Source organism: Pseudomonas putida (assembly GCF_028682475.1).
In the GTDB taxonomy this organism is placed as follows: Bacteria; Pseudomonadota; Gammaproteobacteria; order Pseudomonadales; family Pseudomonadaceae; genus Aquipseudomonas; species Aquipseudomonas putida_AG.
Genome location: NZ_JANHLE010000007.1, coordinates 98,068 through 116,583 on the forward strand (window position 1 = coordinate 98,068; position 18,516 = coordinate 116,583).

At 60.8% G+C, this 18,516-nt stretch carries 15 protein-coding genes; 6 read left to right on the plus strand and 9 right to left on the minus strand.

What is annotated here, in order from left to right:
- Window positions 1-260: 260 nt before the first annotated feature.
- The gene (locus NPS47_RS08410; RefSeq protein ID WP_274294521.1) at window positions 261-1,067 is read right to left on the minus strand and encodes a lytic transglycosylase domain-containing protein; all 807 of its coding nucleotides are present in this window, start codon (window positions 1,065-1,067) and stop codon (window positions 261-263) included.
- Between the two features lie 237 nt (window positions 1,068-1,304).
- On the opposite strand from NPS47_RS08410, the gene NPS47_RS08415 reads away from it, so the two are divergent.
- The 5 genes from NPS47_RS08415 to NPS47_RS08435 all read left to right on the plus strand — a co-directional run bounded on the left by NPS47_RS08415 (window position 1,305) and on the right by NPS47_RS08435 (window position 7,761).
- The gene (locus tag NPS47_RS08415) at window positions 1,305-3,164 is read left to right on the plus strand and encodes an ABC transporter ATP-binding protein (RefSeq protein ID WP_274294522.1); all 1,860 of its coding nucleotides are present in this window, start codon (window positions 1,305-1,307) and stop codon (window positions 3,162-3,164) included.
- A 731-nt stretch (window positions 3,165-3,895) separates the two neighbouring features.
- Window positions 3,896-4,825 carry a hypothetical protein gene (locus tag NPS47_RS08420; protein WP_274294523.1) on the plus strand — a complete coding sequence of 310 codons (930 nt, stop codon included), beginning with the start codon at window positions 3,896-3,898 and terminating at the stop codon, window positions 4,823-4,825.
- A 29-nt stretch (window positions 4,826-4,854) separates the two neighbouring features.
- Window positions 4,855-5,967, plus strand: coding sequence for a hypothetical protein (locus NPS47_RS08425; protein WP_274294524.1), 1,113 nt, complete (start codon window positions 4,855-4,857; stop codon window positions 5,965-5,967).
- A gap of 519 nt (window positions 5,968-6,486) precedes the next feature.
- A complete protein-coding gene (locus NPS47_RS08430) occupies window positions 6,487-7,293 on the plus strand; it encodes a hypothetical protein (protein ID WP_274294525.1) in 807 nt (268 codons plus the stop codon).
- Between the two features lie 6 nt (window positions 7,294-7,299).
- Window positions 7,300-7,761, plus strand: a complete 462-nt coding sequence (locus NPS47_RS08435) for an acyl carrier protein (RefSeq protein WP_274294526.1) — start codon at window positions 7,300-7,302, stop codon at window positions 7,759-7,761.
- A gap of 396 nt (window positions 7,762-8,157) precedes the next feature.
- Here the strand turns inward: NPS47_RS08435 and NPS47_RS08440 are convergent, their stop codons facing one another.
- The 3 genes from NPS47_RS08440 to NPS47_RS08450 form a co-directional block, all read right to left on the minus strand.
- Window positions 8,158-8,883 carry a tellurite resistance TerB family protein gene (locus tag NPS47_RS08440; RefSeq protein ID WP_274294527.1) on the minus strand — a complete coding sequence of 242 codons (726 nt, stop codon included), beginning with the start codon at window positions 8,881-8,883 and terminating at the stop codon, window positions 8,158-8,160.
- Between the two features lie 80 nt (window positions 8,884-8,963).
- A complete protein-coding gene (locus NPS47_RS08445) occupies window positions 8,964-9,398 on the minus strand; it encodes a GFA family protein (RefSeq protein WP_274294528.1) in 435 nt (144 codons plus the stop codon).
- A 70-nt stretch (window positions 9,399-9,468) separates the two neighbouring features.
- Window positions 9,469-10,410: a carbon-nitrogen hydrolase family protein gene (locus NPS47_RS08450; protein ID WP_274294529.1), complete on the minus strand. Its 942-nt coding sequence runs from the start codon at window positions 10,408-10,410 to the stop codon at window positions 9,469-9,471.
- 103 nt (window positions 10,411-10,513) lie between these two features.
- On the opposite strand from NPS47_RS08450, the gene NPS47_RS08455 reads away from it, so the two are divergent.
- Complete coding sequence (locus NPS47_RS08455; protein ID WP_274294530.1) at window positions 10,514-11,209, plus strand: winged helix-turn-helix transcriptional regulator; 696 nt, start codon at window positions 10,514-10,516, stop codon at window positions 11,207-11,209.
- Window positions 11,210-11,337: 128 nt separating this feature from the next.
- Here NPS47_RS08455 and NPS47_RS08460 read toward each other — a convergent pair whose 3' ends face one another.
- From NPS47_RS08460 to NPS47_RS08480, 5 genes are all read right to left on the minus strand, one after another.
- Window positions 11,338-13,035 (minus strand): AMP-binding protein, encoded by a 1,698-nt coding sequence (locus NPS47_RS08460; RefSeq protein ID WP_274294531.1) that lies wholly within the window; start codon window positions 13,033-13,035, stop codon window positions 11,338-11,340.
- Between the two features lie 86 nt (window positions 13,036-13,121).
- Window positions 13,122-14,219, minus strand: a complete 1,098-nt coding sequence (locus NPS47_RS08465) for a thiolase C-terminal domain-containing protein (RefSeq protein ID WP_274294532.1) — start codon at window positions 14,217-14,219, stop codon at window positions 13,122-13,124.
- 62 nt (window positions 14,220-14,281) lie between these two features.
- Window positions 14,282-16,099: an SDR family oxidoreductase gene (locus tag NPS47_RS08470; RefSeq protein ID WP_274294533.1), complete on the minus strand. Its 1,818-nt coding sequence runs from the start codon at window positions 16,097-16,099 to the stop codon at window positions 14,282-14,284.
- A gap of 25 nt (window positions 16,100-16,124) precedes the next feature.
- Window positions 16,125-17,264, minus strand: coding sequence for an acyl-CoA dehydrogenase family protein (locus NPS47_RS08475; RefSeq protein ID WP_274294635.1), 1,140 nt, complete (start codon window positions 17,262-17,264; stop codon window positions 16,125-16,127).
- Between the two features lie 32 nt (window positions 17,265-17,296).
- Entirely contained in the window at window positions 17,297-18,442 is a 1,146-nt protein-coding gene (locus tag NPS47_RS08480) for an acyl-CoA dehydrogenase family protein (protein WP_274294534.1), read from the minus strand.
- Window positions 18,443-18,516: the final 74 nt, after the last annotated feature.

Here is an 18,516-nt window from a genome sequence, read left to right on the forward strand (position 1 = left end):
ATAGGGTTTCTTCTTATATTTTTATAAGCAATCGGCTCCAGCCATCGGTGCTCCTTCACGCAATGCTAATTGCTGGAAAGTGAAGTTGTGGAACGAGCAGCTGTTTACCGCTCTGAGACTAACCCTCCGCTCAGTGTCGAGACTGGCAGCGGATTTTTCTACATGATTGCCTGGAGGCCAGCTTTACCTTCGATGCCATTTTCTTTGCATTTCATGCCAGATTCACAACGCCGAACTAGCGGGTTATGCGTCCTACGGTACTAGCGCTGATTGCGATAGCGTTCGGTCAAGGACTGCACGCGGCTGACGTAGGTTTGCGTCTCGGCGTAGGGAGGCACCCCGTTGTACTCCTCCACGGACGCTTCACCGGCGTTGTAACCTGCCAACGCCAGCATCTGGTTGCCGTTGAAGCGCTTGAGCAGCCAGGCCAGGTAGCGCACGCCGCCACGAATGTTCTGTCGGGCGTCGAACGGATTGTCCACGGCAAAGCGCGCGGCGGTGGCGGGCATCAATTGCATCAGCCCCTGGGCGCCGGCTTCGGAAATGGCGTTGGCGCGAAACGCCGACTCGGCATGTATCACGGCGCGGACCAGCGCCCTGTCGACACCATACTGGCCCGACGCGGCTTCGATCTCCCGCCGATAGGATTGGGTGTCCAGGCGCAGTGAGGCGACCTTGAAATCCTTCGGCGCCATGCACAGATAGCAGCCCTTGATGTAATAGAGGTCAAGGACATCGACCCGTGCGGAGATCCCGACCGGGCGCCGGCTCACATATTGACGAACACCCCGGTGGACGAAGGTGAACACCCGAACCCGCACCGCGCCTGCATCGTCGTACCGAACCAGCCGTGGCAGGGCTTTTGCCTTGGCGCCGACAGTGGCGCCCGCCACGCCATTCACGCGAGTGCAGCGGGCGCTGGTAGTGGCTTGGCTGCTGTAGCTGATGGCGCCGTCGCTGGTTTCGCACTTGAACATGGCGCTGGCGCACAGTGGCGCGACCAGCAAAGCCAGCTGGATGCAGCCCAAAAGACTCTTGCGAGCCCATCGCCATGCTCTGGAACTCATCACATCGCTCCACGCCGCAGGCGCCTGGCCCGGGCGCTGTCTTTGGAGGACCTATTGTGGGTAACCCGCCTTTTGTTCTGGTAGTTATACCCCTTGCAACACCCCTTGTAACCGGCCTTGGAACTTGCCTTGACGTACGGGCTGCCGGCGTTCCCGGGCGAGGCGCAACCTCGCAAATCCCGCAAAGCAACCGTTCGATGGCAAAATCTGCCGAATTTGACCGTATTGGAGACCACCATGCTTGGTGCATTTGAGCGAAGGCTCGACCCCTTCCCTCCTGACGAGGTCCCGCCACCGCCCGTGGGCCTGGCCCGGTTCCTGTGGGCGTGCACACGGGGCGCCCGCGGCTACATCCTTGCGTTTGCGCTGCTCAGTGCCAGCGTGTCGATCTACGAAGCCTGGCTGTTTTCATTCCTCGGTCAGGTCGTGGATCTGCTCGCCACCTGGCAGGCAGGCGGTGAAGCGGCGGCGCAGGAAAGCCGCGTGTTGTGGGGCATGGCTATCGTCATGCTGGGCAGCATCGGGCTGGTGGCGTTGCGAACCATGGTCCAGCACCAGATATTGGCGATCAACCTGCCATTGCGGCTGCGTTGGGATTTCCACCGTTTGATGCTGCGGCAAAGCCTTTCGTTCTTTTCCGATGAGTTTTCCGGGCGGGTCACCACCAAGGTCATGCAGACGGCGCTGGCCGTGCGCGACCTGCTGTTCACCCTGATCGAGATCGCCCCCGGGATTGGGGTGTATTTCATTGCGATCATCGCCCTGGCGGGCGGATTCGCGCTGAAACTGATGCTGCCTTTCGTGGCCTGGGTGGTGCTGTTCGGTCTGGCCATGCTGTACTTCGTGCCGCGTCTGGGCAAAGTCGGGCAGGAACAGGCCAATGCGCGCTCGATGATGACCGGGCGTATCTCGGACGCCTACACCAACATCACGACGGTGAAGCTGTTCTCCCACTCCAATCGTGAAGCGCACTTCGCACGGGCAGCGATGGAGGACTTCAAGCAAACCGGCTTTCGCCAGATGCGCCTGGTCAGCCAGTTCGAGATCGTCAACCAGGCATTGGTGGTGGCGTTGATCATGGCCGCCGGTGGTTACGCCCTGTGGCTCTGGCACCAGGGTGAGGTCGGCGCCGGTGCCGTGGCCGCGATCACCGCCATGGCGTTGCGGATCAATGGCATGTCGCACTGGATCATGTGGCAGATGACGTCGCTGTTCGAGAGCATCGGCACCGTGCAGGATGGCATGGCCACCCTCACCCGCGGCCCCAAGGTGCAGGATGCGCCGGATGCAGGTGTGCTGGTGACCACCGGCGGAGCGGTAACCTTCGACAATGTCAGCTTCAACTACAGTGGCGAGCGCCAGGTGCTCGATGGCCTGAGCCTGAGCATTCGCCCGGGCGAAAAAATCGGTCTGGTAGGCCGCTCCGGCGCGGGCAAATCCACGCTCATCAACTTGCTGCTGCGCTTCTATGATGTCGACAGCGGGCAGATACGCATTGACGGCCAAGACATTGCACAGGTGACGCAAGACAGCCTGCGCAGCGCCATCGGCATGGTCACCCAGGATACGTCACTGTTGCACCGTTCGATTCGCGACAACATCGCCTACGGCCGACCCGATGCGAGCGACGCACAAGTGCGCAGTGCCGCGGCCAGTGCCCAGGCCCATGAGTTCATCAGCCAACTCAGCGACCGGCAAGGCCATACCGGCTACGACACCCTGGTGGGCGAGCGCGGCATCAAGCTTTCCGGCGGCCAGCGCCAGCGCGTCGCAATTGCCCGGGTAATGCTCAAGAACGCCCCGATCCTGCTGCTTGACGAGGCCACCAGCGCACTGGATTCCGAAGTCGAAGTGGCCATTCAGGAAAGCCTCGATGAGATGATGGAGGGCAAAACCGTGATTGCCATCGCCCATCGGCTGTCGACGATTGCGGCGATGGATCGGCTGATTGTCATGGATGACGGACGCATCATCGAACAAGGTACCCACGCCGAACTGCTGGCAAAAAACGGCATCTATGCGCAGCTGTGGCATCACCAGAGTGGCGGGTTTCTGGGTGAGGATCAGGGGGTGGCCGAGGCGATGGATCAGGGGTGAGCGTGAACGGCCCAGAGGAGCTGCGAGCGGATGTTCTGGGTCGAGAGCAGTTGGTCGCGACTGATCGCTATGATCCGAAGCTGCCGTTGGTGGAAGGCAGCTACCGGCCTATGTCGCGCTCTAGCGCTCGACGCAGTTGGCTCAAGGGGTTTCGCATGGACAAGGAGCGTTATGCGACAAAAATGGCTGAAAGCATTACGCCACTTCTGTCATCTACTTATAGTTAGCGAGCCCGTACACCAAAAGTGCGGACGCATGGTTATCCGTCACGGAAGGAACTACGCTTTCCACAAAGATGCGAAGCGTCGCCTAACAATGCACTCAACTGCCGCTCACTCTGAAAGGTTGAAGGAGCATAGTGCAATGGAGCTCATCGAGTGCTGTGCAACTTCCAAGCTTCCTGTGAAGGCAGGTTTGGCTGTGGCTCTGCAGTCAACGCATTCAAAAAGTTTGCAATCATTTGAGCGCTGCGGTGGTTCTTCGCAAGTCGGTCGCTGCGCAGGAGGGGCTTGGCCGTGCTCTGCAAGCTTGTCGATCCCGACGTGCTCATCGGGCTCTGTTGCGTCGCGACGCTGGTTTCGTTCAGTGGCTCCTGGCACGCTCGGCGCTTTCGGCATTTGCATGCCACCCAACTCGCGCTTCGAACGGGACAGCCCTGTCGACGCGCTCAAGCTGCGGGTAAAGAGCTCGACTGGCCAATTCAGAAGCGTCACTGAATTCCAGGAGCAGGTATGACACTCAAGCCCACCGAAACACGAAAGAGGCCCGGCGTCCTAAAGGCGATGATCGTCATTTGCGCCGCGCTTTCGGCAGCATCCTGCCATAGCCCGGCGGACCGGGCGCCGGGCTTCGAGGGGGGCGCCAAGGACGCAGTCGCGCCAGAGAGCTTCGACCGCATCGAGTCTCTGGTAAAGCAAACGTCGGCAATCGTTCATGGCCAGGTCACCGGAATCTCCTATTCATATGACGATTGCCTCGGACCACGGACAGTCGTCAGCCTGAGCAGGGTTGAGACGCTCGCCGGGACATCTGTTGGCGATCACATCAGTCTCATCACGTTCGGCGGGAAATTGCCAAGCGGTAAGTTCGTCACCGCGAGCGAGCTCCCGAGATACGTCGACGGCGCGTCCTACGTACTCTTCCTGTTCAACAGAGACTGGCGCTTTTCACCGGTAATAGGCGATCTCGCCTTTCGCGAGGAGACAATCGGCGGCCGAAAGGTTCTCGTCGATAGTGATGGTTTCGGGGTTTCAGGGATAGGAAAGCTCGGTATCGAGCGCAACACTGCGCGGCTGACTGAGCCGGCGCTAAACCGCTTCGCAAGCGAGCGCGCAAGCATTGTCATGGACGCGGTGACGGAACCGCTGCCCGCAACGCCCTGTAGGGCAGGAACCCAATGCGAACCTTCAACTACGGACGGCGATGCGGCGGCCCGCGAAGTACTACCGCAAGGTCGGCCGATTGCAGTCGCCGCTCGACCGGCGATCCTCCCCGGCATTGGGCCCACCGAAGTTAGCGCCGCCATCACTATTGACGAACTCGTCGCTGGGATTGGGCGCGCGGCTGACAAATCGGGACAACGACTAGGAGGACAAGCTCAGCTCAAGCCGCGCCTCGGCTGCATGCGAGTCACCCCAACAGCTCGGTGGAGGCAAAGATGAAATCAAGCATCCATTCAAGGACCAGGGTCTTGTCTGTCTTCGTCGCACTCGCGCTGTCGAGCTCCGGCGGCGTGCAGGCCGGTTGGAAAACCTGCGACGGGGTTCCCGTCCGCCCAAAATATATGCCGCTGGGCTTCCTCGTGAACGGCTGTAGCGTCGGCGACAATTCGACGCCGCGCGGGCGCAGCGTGGTGATCGCACTCGGAGAAGTCATGGGCTATGCGCCGCTTGCCAAGCTCGTCAACTGGGTCTCCGGCGCGTGCCAAATCACCCACGAAGACAATGTATCCGACATCGCCGTCGTCGATGCCCCCGCGACCGACGGCAGGCCGGGCCTCACGCTCACCTGGACCGACGGTTGCACGGTCATCGGTGACGAGCACATTCTCGAATCCGACGTGATGGCACGCTCGGACCTCGACTTCAACGAGCCCGACCATTCGTTCGTTGCCTTGAAATCATCTGACGCAGGGCTTGGCCGCGCCGTCATGGTCCATGAAACCGGCCATGGTGTCGGTCTCGAGCATGACGGCAATTTCGCGATCATGCGTGACGGTATGCCGGCTCGCGTGCCGTGGATCGGCGGTATCTATGGAGGTTTCGGGGCAGGTAATTCGAGCCACGTCCGGTTCACCGCGATCGACGTCCATTCGGTGAGGGTCCTCCACGGAATCCCGCAGGATTATCCGAACCTCTATGTCTCCGCGCAGTGGTTGAACCGCAGCAAAGGTAGAAACGTCATCGATAACAATGACATGGACCAGAACGGCAATCCGCTCGGTTCGCCCAGAAACATGTGCCCGGGGCAATCGATGACGATGATGACGGCGGTCGGCAATACCTCGCAATTCTCACGCAGCAGTGACCTTCGAATCTATGCCGACCAGGTCGACAACTGCACATCCCTTGACGGCGTTGGCACCGAACTCTCCTATTGGGGCGTTTCCGTGCCGGCGTACAGTACGAGCAACTTCATCATCACCCAGACGATCCCGGCCACTATCCCGCGCGGCGTTCCACTAAGGATCTATTCGGCAGTCAACGTGCGCGAGGAACCGGCGGGCGAAAAGAAGGCGTTCGACGACTGCGCGCGAAGTGCAGGAACGATCATCGTTGGGAATGCTGCTGTCTGCGGCTTGTAAGGCATGCGCTAGGCGATGGCGCCGCAATTGCCTCCCGCTGATATCCCGACGGGGGTTCCTGAATTTGATGCAGTGGTTCCTGGGGAGACCAGTGGGTTTCATCCGTAACGAAATCGGGCCGCGCGCCCAACAATAGGTTCAAGGGGCGCACCAATCCTCTGACTCGATGACCGGTCCGGAGGCAATGGAGCTCCTATCGTCTCAAGGCGTCGAACGTCAGGTTTGGGTCGGATAGATTCTTGAGTGACCGTGTGCGTAGGCTGAGCAGCAGCCCAAGCCCAGACTCTTTGCAGGTCGCGTGGCTACGAGGCAGTGAGGAAAACGGTTTTCACTGCAGTTCAGCGGAGTTGCATCAATAAGAAACTGCGCTGCACCCGTCAGTGTTTAAGAATTTGTCGAGAAGTCGCACGCCCTGCGACCGCGACTTGACGTCCTTCTCAGCACTTCTATACCTGTATTAGACCGATACGGAGCCGAAAACCTATCGGTTGGGTCTTAGAAAGTCCCGCAGGAGCATGCATGAAGCTAGATGATGCTTCAAAAGTGACGGCGATAACGTCCACGATCGTGGCAATGATCGTGTCTGTTGCCGCATATATCAGCAATAGCCAAGTGCAGGCTCTGGACGCCAAGCTCCAGCAAATCAGCTTCGCCGCGAAGTCGTTCGAGCACGCTAAAGAACAGTTTTCAGTCGCCGCGAGAATAGCGGTTGAGTACGCTACACCCTTAGCGCGCGAGTTCGCGCTACAAGTGGCCGATCAACGCGCTACGGGTGCCCAACAACTGTCTCAAGTAATGATACCTACAAATGCCCTATCAGACGAACTGCTGGGACAATGGAGGCAGCGCAAGGGCTTAATGACGGGACAAGCCTGTCAGAAGGGAGGACTAAAGGCCAGACAAATTGCTCTACTTCAGACGAAAAATTACGGAACGGTAATGGCGGAAAGTGTCGTTCTTCGAGCTGGAAAAAAGAGTCCCAGCGAGGCCGACAAAGACGGCCGTTGGAATGTACTTGACGAAGTTGGAACGCCCGTGGCGTACGCTGACCTGGGCAGCATTGCCAAGACATGGGACCAGATAGACATTCCGATTGGAACGCTCATGGGTTCAGACGTGACTTCGGACAAACTAAAAACCGTAAAAGTGGTTCTTGCTAGCGTTTCCGGCTCGACTGACTTCTATGGACCAATACTGGTCCCGGAGGAGATTACATGGATAGATCCGTTAAAAAAAGAAAAGAAGTCTATCGCTTTGGATTTGGTCTATTTCAGGTCGGCGCTTTTGGGCGCTGAGATAGGCTCGCTTTCTGCTGGCTGTAGGTAGTCTGCCGTGTCGCGCGCCGCGAAAATCGCTACCGGATCAATAATTCTTGTTGCGTTCGGTACAGCTTTCTTAGCGCAATCCGTCGTAAATCGTCGGCAGGCTTCGGAAGATGAATATATCGCAAAAATCGAAAATGATCTTTCTATTGTTTACGGGGCTTATTCGCGAATCGTTAGAGACGGTGTGAAGCGCGCTTTATCTGAAAGTCTTCAAATTCCGGTTGACTCAATCAAGGACGTTGATACGCTTAACAGCCTCGGGGCGGACAGCCTGGATACAGTCAGTTTTGCCCTCGATCTGAATAAGTATTTTCGCGTCGAAATTGAAGATGTGGTCTGTGACAACATTACCGAATATAGTGTCTCATATATTGCGGAATTCTTGATCAAAGAGTACCTACTTAAAGACGTCCGATTCGTAGGGAGCCAACAAAGTACTCCATTCTCGCTGCAGAAATCCGATGACTGAGTTCAGCCATTTTAACTAGCTTCGTTTTTTGAGAACAAATGTGGCAGCGCTTGGCGGTCCTGATCCAGAAGCTTGGGCTAGGTGAGTCCGACGGAGAACATTGTTTACCGAATTATCAGGCGGTCTTTCTGGTCGTAATCGGCGGGCTCGCCTTGCTGAAGTTTCTAGGTTATATGTAGGCGCGCAAAGTGCGAGCATACCTATACAACTGCTACTTGCTAAAAACGTCTCATCGAAATTGAAACGGATACACCTAAAAGGGCTGCCAAATGGCAGCCCTTTTAGGTTCTGGTATCGACTGGCGTGCCCCCCGTCGGAGATAAGAGTGCATGCAACCTCCCGAGCCTTCCCTGCGCTGACTTCAGATTGATGAAGAGCGCAGGCCTCTCAGCCCGATCAGGCGGTTCCCTTGGCCTGCTGCTCCAGGTGCACCTGCAACTCCGGATCGATTTGCAGTGCGCCGGCCAGTTCGTCAAGGTAGGCCCGCTCTGCGTCCTGCTGGTCATCCACGAGCATCACACTGGCCAGGTACACTTCTGCGGCCATGCCCGGGTCCTGAGCCGACTGCGCCACCTCGGTAGCATCGAGTGGCTTGCTGACTTCCTCATCCAGCCATTGCTGCAGCTGCGGGTCGCTGGTTTGCCGTTTGATTTCAGCGTAGATCAACTGTTCTTCCTGCTTGTCGATGCGACCGTCAGCCTTGGCTGCCGCAATCAGCGCGCGCAAGATGGCATGGCTGTGATCCTCGGCTTCGGGGCCGGACAATTGATCGACCGTACGCACCGCCTGTTGCGGGGCTGCGGCCTGGCTGCGCTGCCAGCTTTGATAGGCCTGGAACGCCATCATGCCCAACGACGCCAGGGCCGCGTAATTGGTGCCACCCGCGGAGCGCCCCTGGGTAAAGCCGCCAGCGCTGCCACCAGCACCGCCACCCAGTATGCCGCCCAGTAAACCACCCAGGCCACCACCGCCACCCGTTGCACTGCCGCCGCCAAGCAGACCGCCCAACAAGCCGCCCAAACCGCCCAGGCCGTCTTGCGACGACAGGCCGCCGCTCCCTTGTTGCGCTTGCGAGCCCTGCCCGGCCCGCAGTAACTGTTCGAGTAAATCACTGGTGTTCATGGCTCCGCCCTCGCTCGGTAGTCGTTGCCCAGACAAGCAACGATAGCCCCCTCAAGGCGATCCGCCATGACCGTCTGGCGCTATTCGTCGACGCTGATGCCCGATCCGCCTAATTCGCTGGGGACATCCTTCATCTTGGGCAAGCCGTCTTTGATGCGCAGCCTGGTCTCCTGATAATGGACGTGAACCTCTGGTGCATACGCCAGATCCGGAATGGCTGCGGCATACACGTCGATGAGCCCCATCCCCGGGTGTTCGGTGAAAATATGCCCGCCGCAAAGCTTGCACCATTTGCGAAAACTCTGCGGTGTCTTGCTGTAGGTGCCAATGTTCTCAGCCCCCCGAGTGACCTGTACCGCCTCGGGTTTCCACAGCGTGAAGGCATTGACCGGCGCTGCCGACCAATGTCGACACGACTCGCAATGGCAATAGCCCATTGCCGCAGGCTCACCGCTGACGGTGAACTCGACTGCGCCGCAAAAACAACTGCCTTTGTAAGACTTTTGATTGCTCATGGAGTGACTCCTTTTCGGTTTTGACACACATCGCCGAAGTTGAAAGGGATCGCCTGAGGGTCGGTCAGCTTCATCCGTCGATCAAACGCACCGCTGTCGCCGGCGTGCGTCGCACCTGCAATTGGAAAATGTCAGGGCGCGCATAGTGCCCGGTGACGTCAAGCGCCCGCCGCGCCGGCGCCACGAGTGACACGTCGATGTCTGCATACAGAATGCCTGCCTCCCGGTGCAATGGACCGGCTGTGATCCGCCCTTGAGGGTTGACCACCACCGAGTCGCCGTCGTTGATCCACTCTTGCGGATCGGGAAACACTTGCATGCGCGCCGGAAAGTCATCGGGAATGTCACTGCCGCGCAGCAAGGTGCCACTGCCGAGCACCCAGCATCGACCTTCGAGTGCAATGTGACGCATCGTGCTGATCCAGCCCTCGCCGGTGTCGTACGTTGGGGCGACGTAGATTTCCACGCCTTGGGCATACAAAGAATAGCGCGCCAAGGGCATGTAGTTTTCCCAGCAGATCAGCGTACCAATGCGCCCCACAGGTGTATCGACCGTACGCAACCCGGACGCATCACCGAAACCATGGACCATGCGCTCAGGGTTGGTTGGCATCAGCTTGCGATGGCGGTTGAGCACTTCGCCGTGCGTACCGATAACGACTACGCTGTTATAGAGCGTGCCACCGCCATTACGCCGCTCGCATTCATTGATACCGCATACGATTGTCACGGCATGAGCGCTGGCGGCCTCGCACAGTTCGTTCAAGTCACCGTTTGCGAGATCAACGGCATTGGCCAGCAGACGCGTGTGCAACTGGCCGATTAACGCCCCGTCTTTTCCCGCCGCCAGCCGCCAGATCCACGACGGGTAACCTGGAATGAACGATTCGGGCAAAACGATCAGCGAGGCGCCGGCCGCTGCGGCCTCAGCGACCGATTGCACGGCCCGGGCGATCGTTGCGCTGCGATCGAGCAGCACGGGCGGCCGCTGAATGATGGCTATCGTGGTCATGGCGTTCTCCTGAGGCGATGGCTTTCGGAGATTTCAGCGTGCGCGTGGCGAAGGCGCGAGGCTAGTTCAGAATCTGAAGCGTTGTAGTTGCGGAGTACAGGCGATGGATGAAAGCTACGGGCAGTTCTGCACGGTCGCGCGCGGCGCTGAAGCCCTGTGCGAGCGCTGGACACCTTTGGTCGTGCGCGAGCTGCTATGCGGCAGCAAGCGCTTCAATGAACTGCACCGCGGCGTACCACGGATGTCCACCAGCTTGCTGGCACAGCGGCTGCGCCACCTGGAAGCGATCGGTGTGGTACATCGCACAGCCACAGGCAAAGTCTGGGAGTACAGCCTGACCGAGGCAGGAGAGGAATTGCGCCCCATCATAATGGCGCTAGGCCATTGGGGTGCGCGCTGGATCGGTAGTCGCCTGCGCGATAATGAACTCGACGCGGGCCTGCTCATGTGGGACGTGCGCCGGTTCGCGCGCATCGAGCTGTTCCCGCCGCGGTCGGTGGTCATTCACTTCAGGTTCCGCGACGCGCGGTCCGGCGAGCAGGAGTGGTGGCTGGTGGTCGAACAGGGTGTGGCAGATCTGTGCCGCGACGATCCCGGACGCGAACTCACGCTCGTCGTGGACTCCAGCGTGCGTGCATTGACCGAAGTGTGGACTGGCGAACGTACACCCAGGGAGGTGCTTCAGTCGCAAGAGCTGCGTGTAGACGGCGCGGTGCAGGATGCGGAAAACTTGTGGCGCTGGCTTGGCACCAGTGCGTTCGCCGGTACCCGCAGTGCTGCAGGCCAGGCTTTGCATTAGTCATCGAGAAAAGATGGAGCGCAATCGCGGGGCAAGCCCGCTCCCACCGAGGGTGTCGGCAGCGTGACTGCACAGCAAGTGAAAAGGCCGGTCACAAGGACCGGCCAGGATTGACGCGATTACCGTGCTTACTCAAACACCACCTTGCCGCGACTACCACCCCACCCTTCGATCTGGTTGTGATAGCGCTCCTCAATCTGGCTACGACGGATCTTCAAGGTCGGCGTCAGCAACGCATTGGCGATAGACCAGGGTTCATTGACCACCACCAGACACGCCAGTTGCTCGTGCGCCTCGAACTGGCTGTTCACCTCCGCCAGGAACACCTCAAGCTCGGTGACGACCTTATCCCGTCCCTCGGCACTGGCCAGGGCCGCTCGGGTATCGGCGGACACGTTGAGCAAGGCCAACGGCTGCGCCAGACCGACACCGGTAACGCAAGAGGCCTCGACCCTTGGATGGTTACCCAGCTTGGCCTCGATAGGTACGGGGGCCACGTATTTGCCCTTGGCGGTCTTGAACAGTTCCTTGACCCGCCCGGTGATACGCAGGCGCCCCTGCTCATCCAGCTCGCCACGGTCACCGGTACGGAACAGGCCGTCCTCGGTGTAGCTCTGGGCCGTCAGTTCCGGCAGTTTGTAGTAGCCGAGCATCTGCGCCGGGCTCTTCACCAGGATTTCGTTATCCGCCCCGATCCGGCACTCGACCCCCGGAATCACCGCGCCGACATAACCAACGCGCACCTGCCCCGGCAGACTGAAGTGCGAGGTGCCGAAGTTCTCCGACATGCCATAGCCCTCCAGCAACTCCAGCCCCAGCTGGCGGTACCACTCCATGACTTTGACCGGCAACGGCGCCGAACCGGAGAGCCCGGTATGCACCCGGTCAAGCCCCAGCGCCGAGAGAATCTGCGCCTTCATCAGCGGGCCTTCCACCGGGTTGGCGAATACCGCGGCCTGGGTGGCCGGGTCGATGCGTTCGTTGATGCCCTGATAGAACTTGCCCCACAAGCGCGGCATCGACAAAAAGATCGTCGGCCGTGCCCGGCGCAGGTCTTCACTGAAGGTGTCCAGCCCCAGGCTGAAGAACACCTGGCAACCACTGAACAACGAGACCGCCTCCACCACCGCGCGTTCGGCGGTATGCGCCAGCGGCAGGTAAGACAGCAGCCGGTCGCTGCTGCGGGTGCCCTCGCCGTTGGCGTACATGCAGCCGGTCACTGCCGGGGCGTTGTACATGGCCCGGAAGCTGTGCATCACGCCCTTGGGATCGCCGGTGCTGCCGGAGGTGTAAATGATCGTCGCCAGCTCCTCGGCGGCCGGCAGGTGCACCGTTTGCAAGGGCTCGGTCGTGGCGATGATGTGTTCCCATGACGTGCCTTTGCCACAGCTGGACATTGGCAGGTCAATCAACGCCAGGCTGTCCGGGATCGAGGCGCAGATCGCCTGCCAGCCGGCCGCCTCACCTTCCAGGCGGCCGACGAACAGCAGGCGCACTTCGGCGTGCTCCAGCACATAGCGCACGGTGTCAGCGTTGGCGGTGGTGTACAGCGGCACGCTGACGTGCCCGGCCATCCAGATCGCCAGGTCGGCGATGATCCAGTGGGCGGTGTTTTTGCCGAACAGGCCGATCGAGGACTTGGCCGGCAAATCGAGCGAACGCAGATGCGCGGCCATGCGCCGCGCCTGGTCGCCGACTTCGCGCCAGCTGTACTCCTGCACACTGCCATCCGGCAAGGGCTGGGTCAGGTAGATCGCATCGGCGGTGTTGTGCTCCCAGTGGAGGAAACGATGCAACAGCGTAGTCTGATTATTGTTGTTGTTCATTGCAGATCCTGCGTCTGAAGGGTGGTGTTCCACCTATTGAAATTGTTCTGTTTCGAGCCGGTCCTGATGCGCGTTGGCGCAATGCTTCAACTGCGCTGATAAAGTGTGGTGATCACCGTACCGGCAGCGCTGGTGTAGTGCTGCAGGCCAATGCGGGCGTTGGCGACCTGACGCCGGCCGGCGCTGCCACGCAACTGGTGGGTCAATTCGATGCATTGTGCCAGAGCGCTGAGCGACTGCGCCTGACCGAGTGACAACAGGCCACCACTGGGATTGACGACCAGGTTGCCACCATAGGTGTTGTCACCCTCCTCGACCAGCTTCTCGGCGCTGCCCTCCAGGCAGAAGCCCAGCGCTTCGTACAGCAGTAGTTCGTTAAGGGTGCTGCAGTCATGCAGTTCGCACACCTCCACTTCCTGCGGCCCCCGGCCCGCTTGTTCATACAGCTCGCGGGCGGCAGCCACGTTGATGTCGTAGCCGACGTCGGCAAACGTCGATCCCAGCGTCGTCCCGGCCACCTGCACCGGCGCAACGCAGGCCTGGGCCAGGGTGCGGATCAGCGGACCGTTACCGTAGCGACTGGCGAACTCGCTGGAGCACAGCAGCACGGCCGCGACGCCGGCAACGGGCCAGGCAAACTGTGGCTGGGTCAGTGGGTCGGCAAGCAGGCTGGCCCCCAGTACCTGATCCAGGCTCAGTGGTTGTCCGAAGGCGGCCAGAGGATTGAGCGCCGCATGCTGATGGGCCTTGACGGCGATCATCGCAAAGGTTTCGCGCCGCACCTGATAGCGCGCCATGTACTCGCGCGCCGTACTGCCCAGGCGTTCGAGCATGGCGCTCATATCGGCTAACACGCTGGGTGCGCTTTGTACGCCCAGCACCAGAATGCTTTCGGCCTGCCCCTGCGCGATGGCCTGGCAAGCATCAGAGAACAAGTCGCTTCCCTGCCCAACGTGGCGCAACGGCACCCGCCCCACCCCAGCCTGTTCGAGGCCGAGCTGCACGACAGCCGCCCGGGGAACATCCGCAGCGACATAAACCTCGGTAAGGCGGCTGGCGGACACCCCGGCATCGACCAGCGCCTGACGCGCCGTATGGCCAATCAGGGCCACACCGTCCGGGCTCAAGGCGGCCGGGCTGAAGGGGGACATACCTACGCCAATCACATTGACGCAACGTTGCATCGCGCTCTCCTGAAATACAAAGCTGCCGCTACCGGTGCAGGCTAGCGGCAGGTGGCCATGGATCAGGCCGGCACGGACTCGAACAGTTCGACCGCGCCATTTTTCAGCACCACGACATCTCGCTCCACAGCGCGCATCTCGACAATGATGCGCGTCGCAGACTCACGCCACATGCGCGTTTCCAGGGTGTCACCGGGCATCACGATCGAGGCGAAGCGCGCACGCACGCTCTTGAACAGACGCGAGTCGTTGTCGCAGAACGCCTTGATCACGTGCCGCCCGAGGTAACCGAAGGTGCACAGGCCATGCAGGAACGGTTTCTCGTAACCGGCCTTGGCGGCATAGTCCGGGTCCACGTGCATCGGGTTCCAGTCGCCGCACAGGCGGTACAGCAAGGCCTGGTTGACCTCGGTGGTATCGGCCAGGACGGCGTCGGGTGCGCGGTCCGGCGCCACGTTGATTTCTTCGCTGGCAACACGCTCCAGCCCGGCACCTGGAACGCCCGGGTAGAAGCCTGTGACCTCGTTGTAGAACAGCGGCGTGCCGTGCTCGTCGGTGGTCTCGATGGCCAGAATGCTCACCGAGCTCTTGCCTTTGTCGATGGCCGCCTTCAGGCGCATGGTGTGCTTGAGCTTGGCCTTGGGCGGCAGCGGACGGTACATCACGGTGTACTGCTCACCGTGCAGGCCCTTGGCGAACGGCAGGTTCAGGCCTTCGAGCTGTGGCTCGCCGGATTTCGCCGCACGCAGGAACACTTCGGTCGCAGGCAGCACGGCCATGGTCGGCAGCACGCGGAAATCGTCACCATTGAACTCGTTGACGTAGAGCAGTTCGGTACGGTCCAGCGGGTCTTTGGCGGCGCCGACAGCCAACGCATACAGCGCGGCATCGTTCTGGTCGTACTCGGTTTCCAGGTAAGACACCGCATTGGCCGCCACTTCCATATCGACGAACGCGTTGCCGCCTTTGGCCGGGGATTCCATGCGCGCAAAGAACTCTTTGAAGCTGTCACCGCCGTTGGCGTGATACACGCTGTGCTCGTCGAAACGGGTGATGCGTTCCCAGTTGTCGCGCACCAGCTCCGGGCTCAGGGTGTTGGAGTGCAGGAAGCGGCCCTGGGAACGTTCCCAGCGATACTTGGCATGGAAGCCGCCGCCGACTTCGAACAGCCCGCCGCTGTCCTGGCACTGCTCGCTGCACAGCCAGCCCACCAATGGCGCAACGTCTTCGACTTTCAGCTTGTCGTGCAGCTCCTCGGGGAACAGCCCGCTGGCGATCACCATGCGCGAAGCGGCAATCGGCGCAATGGTGTTGACGCGGATGTTCTTGCTCGCGCCTTCGATGGCCAGCGAGTTGGCGAAACCGATCAGGCCGGACTTGGCGGTGGAATAGTTGCACTGGCCAAAGTTGCCGAAGATGCCGGCACCGGAGGCGGTCATGACGATGCGGCCATAGCCCTTGTCGCGCATGATCGGCCAAACGGCGTGAGTCAGGCGGAACGCGCCTTTGACGTGGACATCCTGGATCAGGTCCCACTGCTCCTCGGTCATCTTGTGGAACGAGGTATCGCGCAGGATGCCGGCGTTGTTGATGAGGATATCGACGGTGCCGAATGCCTCCAGCGCGGTGGCGACGATTTTCTCGCCCTCGGTCACCGAATGATGGTCGGCGACCGCCTCGCCACCCATGGCACGGATTTCAGCGACCACGGCGTCGGCCGCTGCGCTTGAGCTGCCGCGGCCATCGGTGCTGACCCCCAGGTCATTGACTACAACCTTGGCGCCGCGCGCCCCCAGCAGCAAGGCGTGGGCGCGGCCCAGGCCGTTGCCGGCGCCGGTGACGATAGCGACTTTGCCGTCAAAACGAATTTCTTCAGACACGTGTGCACTCCTATTGTTATCGCGCTCACAAGGTGCGAGCGATGATTTCCTTCATGATTTCGTTGGTGCCGCCCCAGATGCGGTTGCCGCGGGTGTCCAGGTACAACCTGGCAATCGGGTATTCGGTCATGTAGCCGTTGCCGCCATGCAGTTGCAGGCAGGCATCGACCACCCGGCTGCTGAGCTCGGCGGTCCAGTACTTGGCGACCGCTGCGGTCTCTGCGCTCAGCTCACCGCGCAGTAACAGTTCCATGCAGCTGTCGACCCAGGAGCGGCCGAGCTGGATCTCGGTCTTGAGCTGCGCCAGGGTGAAACGCGAGTTCTGGAAATCGAGCACCGGCTTGCCGAAGACGATGCGTGTGCGCGTGTAGTCGAGGGTGTGTTCAAGTGCGGCCTCGGCCTGGGCCTGGAAGCCCACGGCGCCGATGATTCGCTCCCACGCCAGGTCGTGCATCAGCTGGTAGAAGCCCTGCCCTTGCTCGCCACCGAGCACGTTCTCGGCGGGCACGCGGCAATCGTCGAAGAACAGCATGCTGGTGTCCTGGGCGTGCAGGCCGATCTTTTCCAGCGGCTGCGAACGGCTGAACCCGGCCCGCTCCTTCTCGACGATAACCAGCGAGATATCCTTGGCGGTGCCAGTGTTACCGGTCTTGCAGACCACCAGCGCCAGGTCGCAGGAGGCGCCGTTGGAGATGAAAGTTTTCGAGCCGTTGAGGATCAGCTGGTCGCCCTCGGGCGTGGCGCGGGTGCGCACCGCTTGCAGGTCCGAACCGGTATTGGGCTCGGTCATGGCGATGGCACCCACCGCCTCGCCGGCAATCATCTTCGGCAACCAGGCCTGCTTTTGCGCCTCGGTGCCATAGTTGAGGATGTAGAACGCCACCAGACCATGCACGCCAAAGCCGATCAGACCGGTGGCGCCGACACGCATGAACTCTTCGGAAAAGACCATATCGAACAGGCGGTCGGCACCCGGGCCGCCATATTCTTCGGGCATGGAAGGCAGCAACATGCCCAGCTCGCCGGCCTTGCGCCACACTTCACGGGGTACGCATTTGTCTTTCTCCCACTGGGCGTGGAATGGCGCGACTTGCTCTTCGATGAAGCGGCGGCAGGCGCGGCGGAACTCGTCGTGCTCGGTGCTGAACAGTGTACGGGGGATCAGGTAGTGCATTGGGTAGTCCTCAGCGGCCCGGCTCAGAGTGTGCGTCCGACCAGATCTTTCATGATGTCGTTGGCGCCACCGGCGATGCGCAGCACGCGGTGATCGAGGTAATGACGGGCTACCGGGTACTCGAGCATGTAGCCGTTGCCGCCGTGCAGCTGCACGCACTCGTCCACCACCTTGGTGTAGAGGTCCGAGCACCACAATTTGGCCGCAGCGGCCGCTTCGGGGCTGAGGGTGCCGGCCAGGCACTGCTCCATGCAGCGGTCGACGTAGTTCTGCGAGACCGCCAGTTGCATCTTCAGGTCGGCCAGTTTGAAACGGGTGTTCTGGAAGGCGAAAATCGGCTTGCCGAACACGTTGCGGCCCTTGGTGTATTCCAGGGTGCTTTCCAGTACCGCCAGCGCGCCGGCCACACTGCTGATGGCGATGGACAAGCGCTCCCAGGCCAGCTCTTTCATCAACTGGAAAAAGCCCTGGCCGGGCACGCCACCGAGCAGATTCTCCCTGGGTACGCGCACGTCTTCGAAGAACAGCATGGTGGTGTCCTGCGCATGCAGGCCGACCTTGCGCAACGGTTGCGAACGGCTGAAACCGGCACGATCGGCTTCGACCAGAATCAGCGACGTGTCCTGGGCGCCCTTGCCGGAGTTGCCGGTCTTGGCCACCACCACGACGATGTCGCAGTTGCTGCCGTTGGAGATGAAGGTCTTGGCACCGTTGATGACATACTCATCGCCCTCCAGTACCGCACGGGTCTTGACCGCCTGAAGGTCGGAGCCGGTGTCCGGTTCGGTCATGGCCACCGCGCCGATGGCCTGGCCTGCCGCCATCTTCGGCAGCCACTGGAGCTTTTGCGCTTCGCTGCCGAAGTTCACCAGGTAACCGGCAACGATGTCGTGCACACCGAAGCCGATCAGACCCGACGCCAGACCCGCGCGGTAGATCTCTTCCGTGGTGACCATCGAGAAGCGGCGATCCAGCCCCAGCCCGCCATAGGCCGCCGGTGTGGTCGCATTGAGCATGCCCAGCTCGCCGGCGTGCTTCCAGATGTCGCGGGGTACCCGATGATCGGCTTCCCACTGCTCCTGGCTGGGCGCACACTGCTGCGCCAGGAAGCGCCGCACGCTGTCGCGAAACGCCTCGTGCTCATGATCGAACAGGCTACGCGGAATCATTGAAGGTTCTCTCCTCGGCTCATCGTTCTGCCGCCCTTGCAGGTGGCGTTGAATCGATCATAGGAGGAGCTTTC

Excerpts from the sequence above, each read along its gene's own strand:
- NPS47_RS08480 (WP_274294534.1), bottom strand. The coding sequence starts at position 18,442 with ATGATTCCGCGTAGCCTGTTCGATCATGAGCACGAGGCGTTTCGCGAC.
- NPS47_RS08420 (WP_274294523.1), top strand. The coding sequence starts at position 3,896 with ATGACACTCAAGCCCACCGAAACACGAAAGAGGCCCGGCGTCCTAAAG.
- NPS47_RS08455 (WP_274294530.1), top strand. The coding sequence starts at position 10,514 with ATGGATGAAAGCTACGGGCAGTTCTGCACGGTCGCGCGCGGCGCTGAA.
- NPS47_RS08450 (WP_274294529.1), bottom strand. The coding sequence starts at position 10,410 with ATGACCACGATAGCCATCATTCAGCGGCCGCCCGTGCTGCTCGATCGC.
- NPS47_RS08460 (WP_274294531.1), bottom strand. The coding sequence starts at position 13,035 with ATGAACAACAACAATAATCAGACTACGCTGTTGCATCGTTTCCTCCAC.
- NPS47_RS08430 (WP_274294525.1), top strand. The coding sequence starts at position 6,487 with ATGAAGCTAGATGATGCTTCAAAAGTGACGGCGATAACGTCCACGATC.
- NPS47_RS08440 (WP_274294527.1), bottom strand. The coding sequence starts at position 8,883 with ATGAACACCAGTGATTTACTCGAACAGTTACTGCGGGCCGGGCAGGGC.
- NPS47_RS08415 (WP_274294522.1), top strand. The coding sequence starts at position 1,305 with ATGCTTGGTGCATTTGAGCGAAGGCTCGACCCCTTCCCTCCTGACGAG.
- NPS47_RS08410 (WP_274294521.1), bottom strand. The coding sequence starts at position 1,067 with ATGAGTTCCAGAGCATGGCGATGGGCTCGCAAGAGTCTTTTGGGCTGC.
- NPS47_RS08445 (WP_274294528.1), bottom strand. The coding sequence starts at position 9,398 with ATGAGCAATCAAAAGTCTTACAAAGGCAGTTGTTTTTGCGGCGCAGTC.
- NPS47_RS08465 (WP_274294532.1), bottom strand. The coding sequence starts at position 14,219 with ATGCAACGTTGCGTCAATGTGATTGGCGTAGGTATGTCCCCCTTCAGC.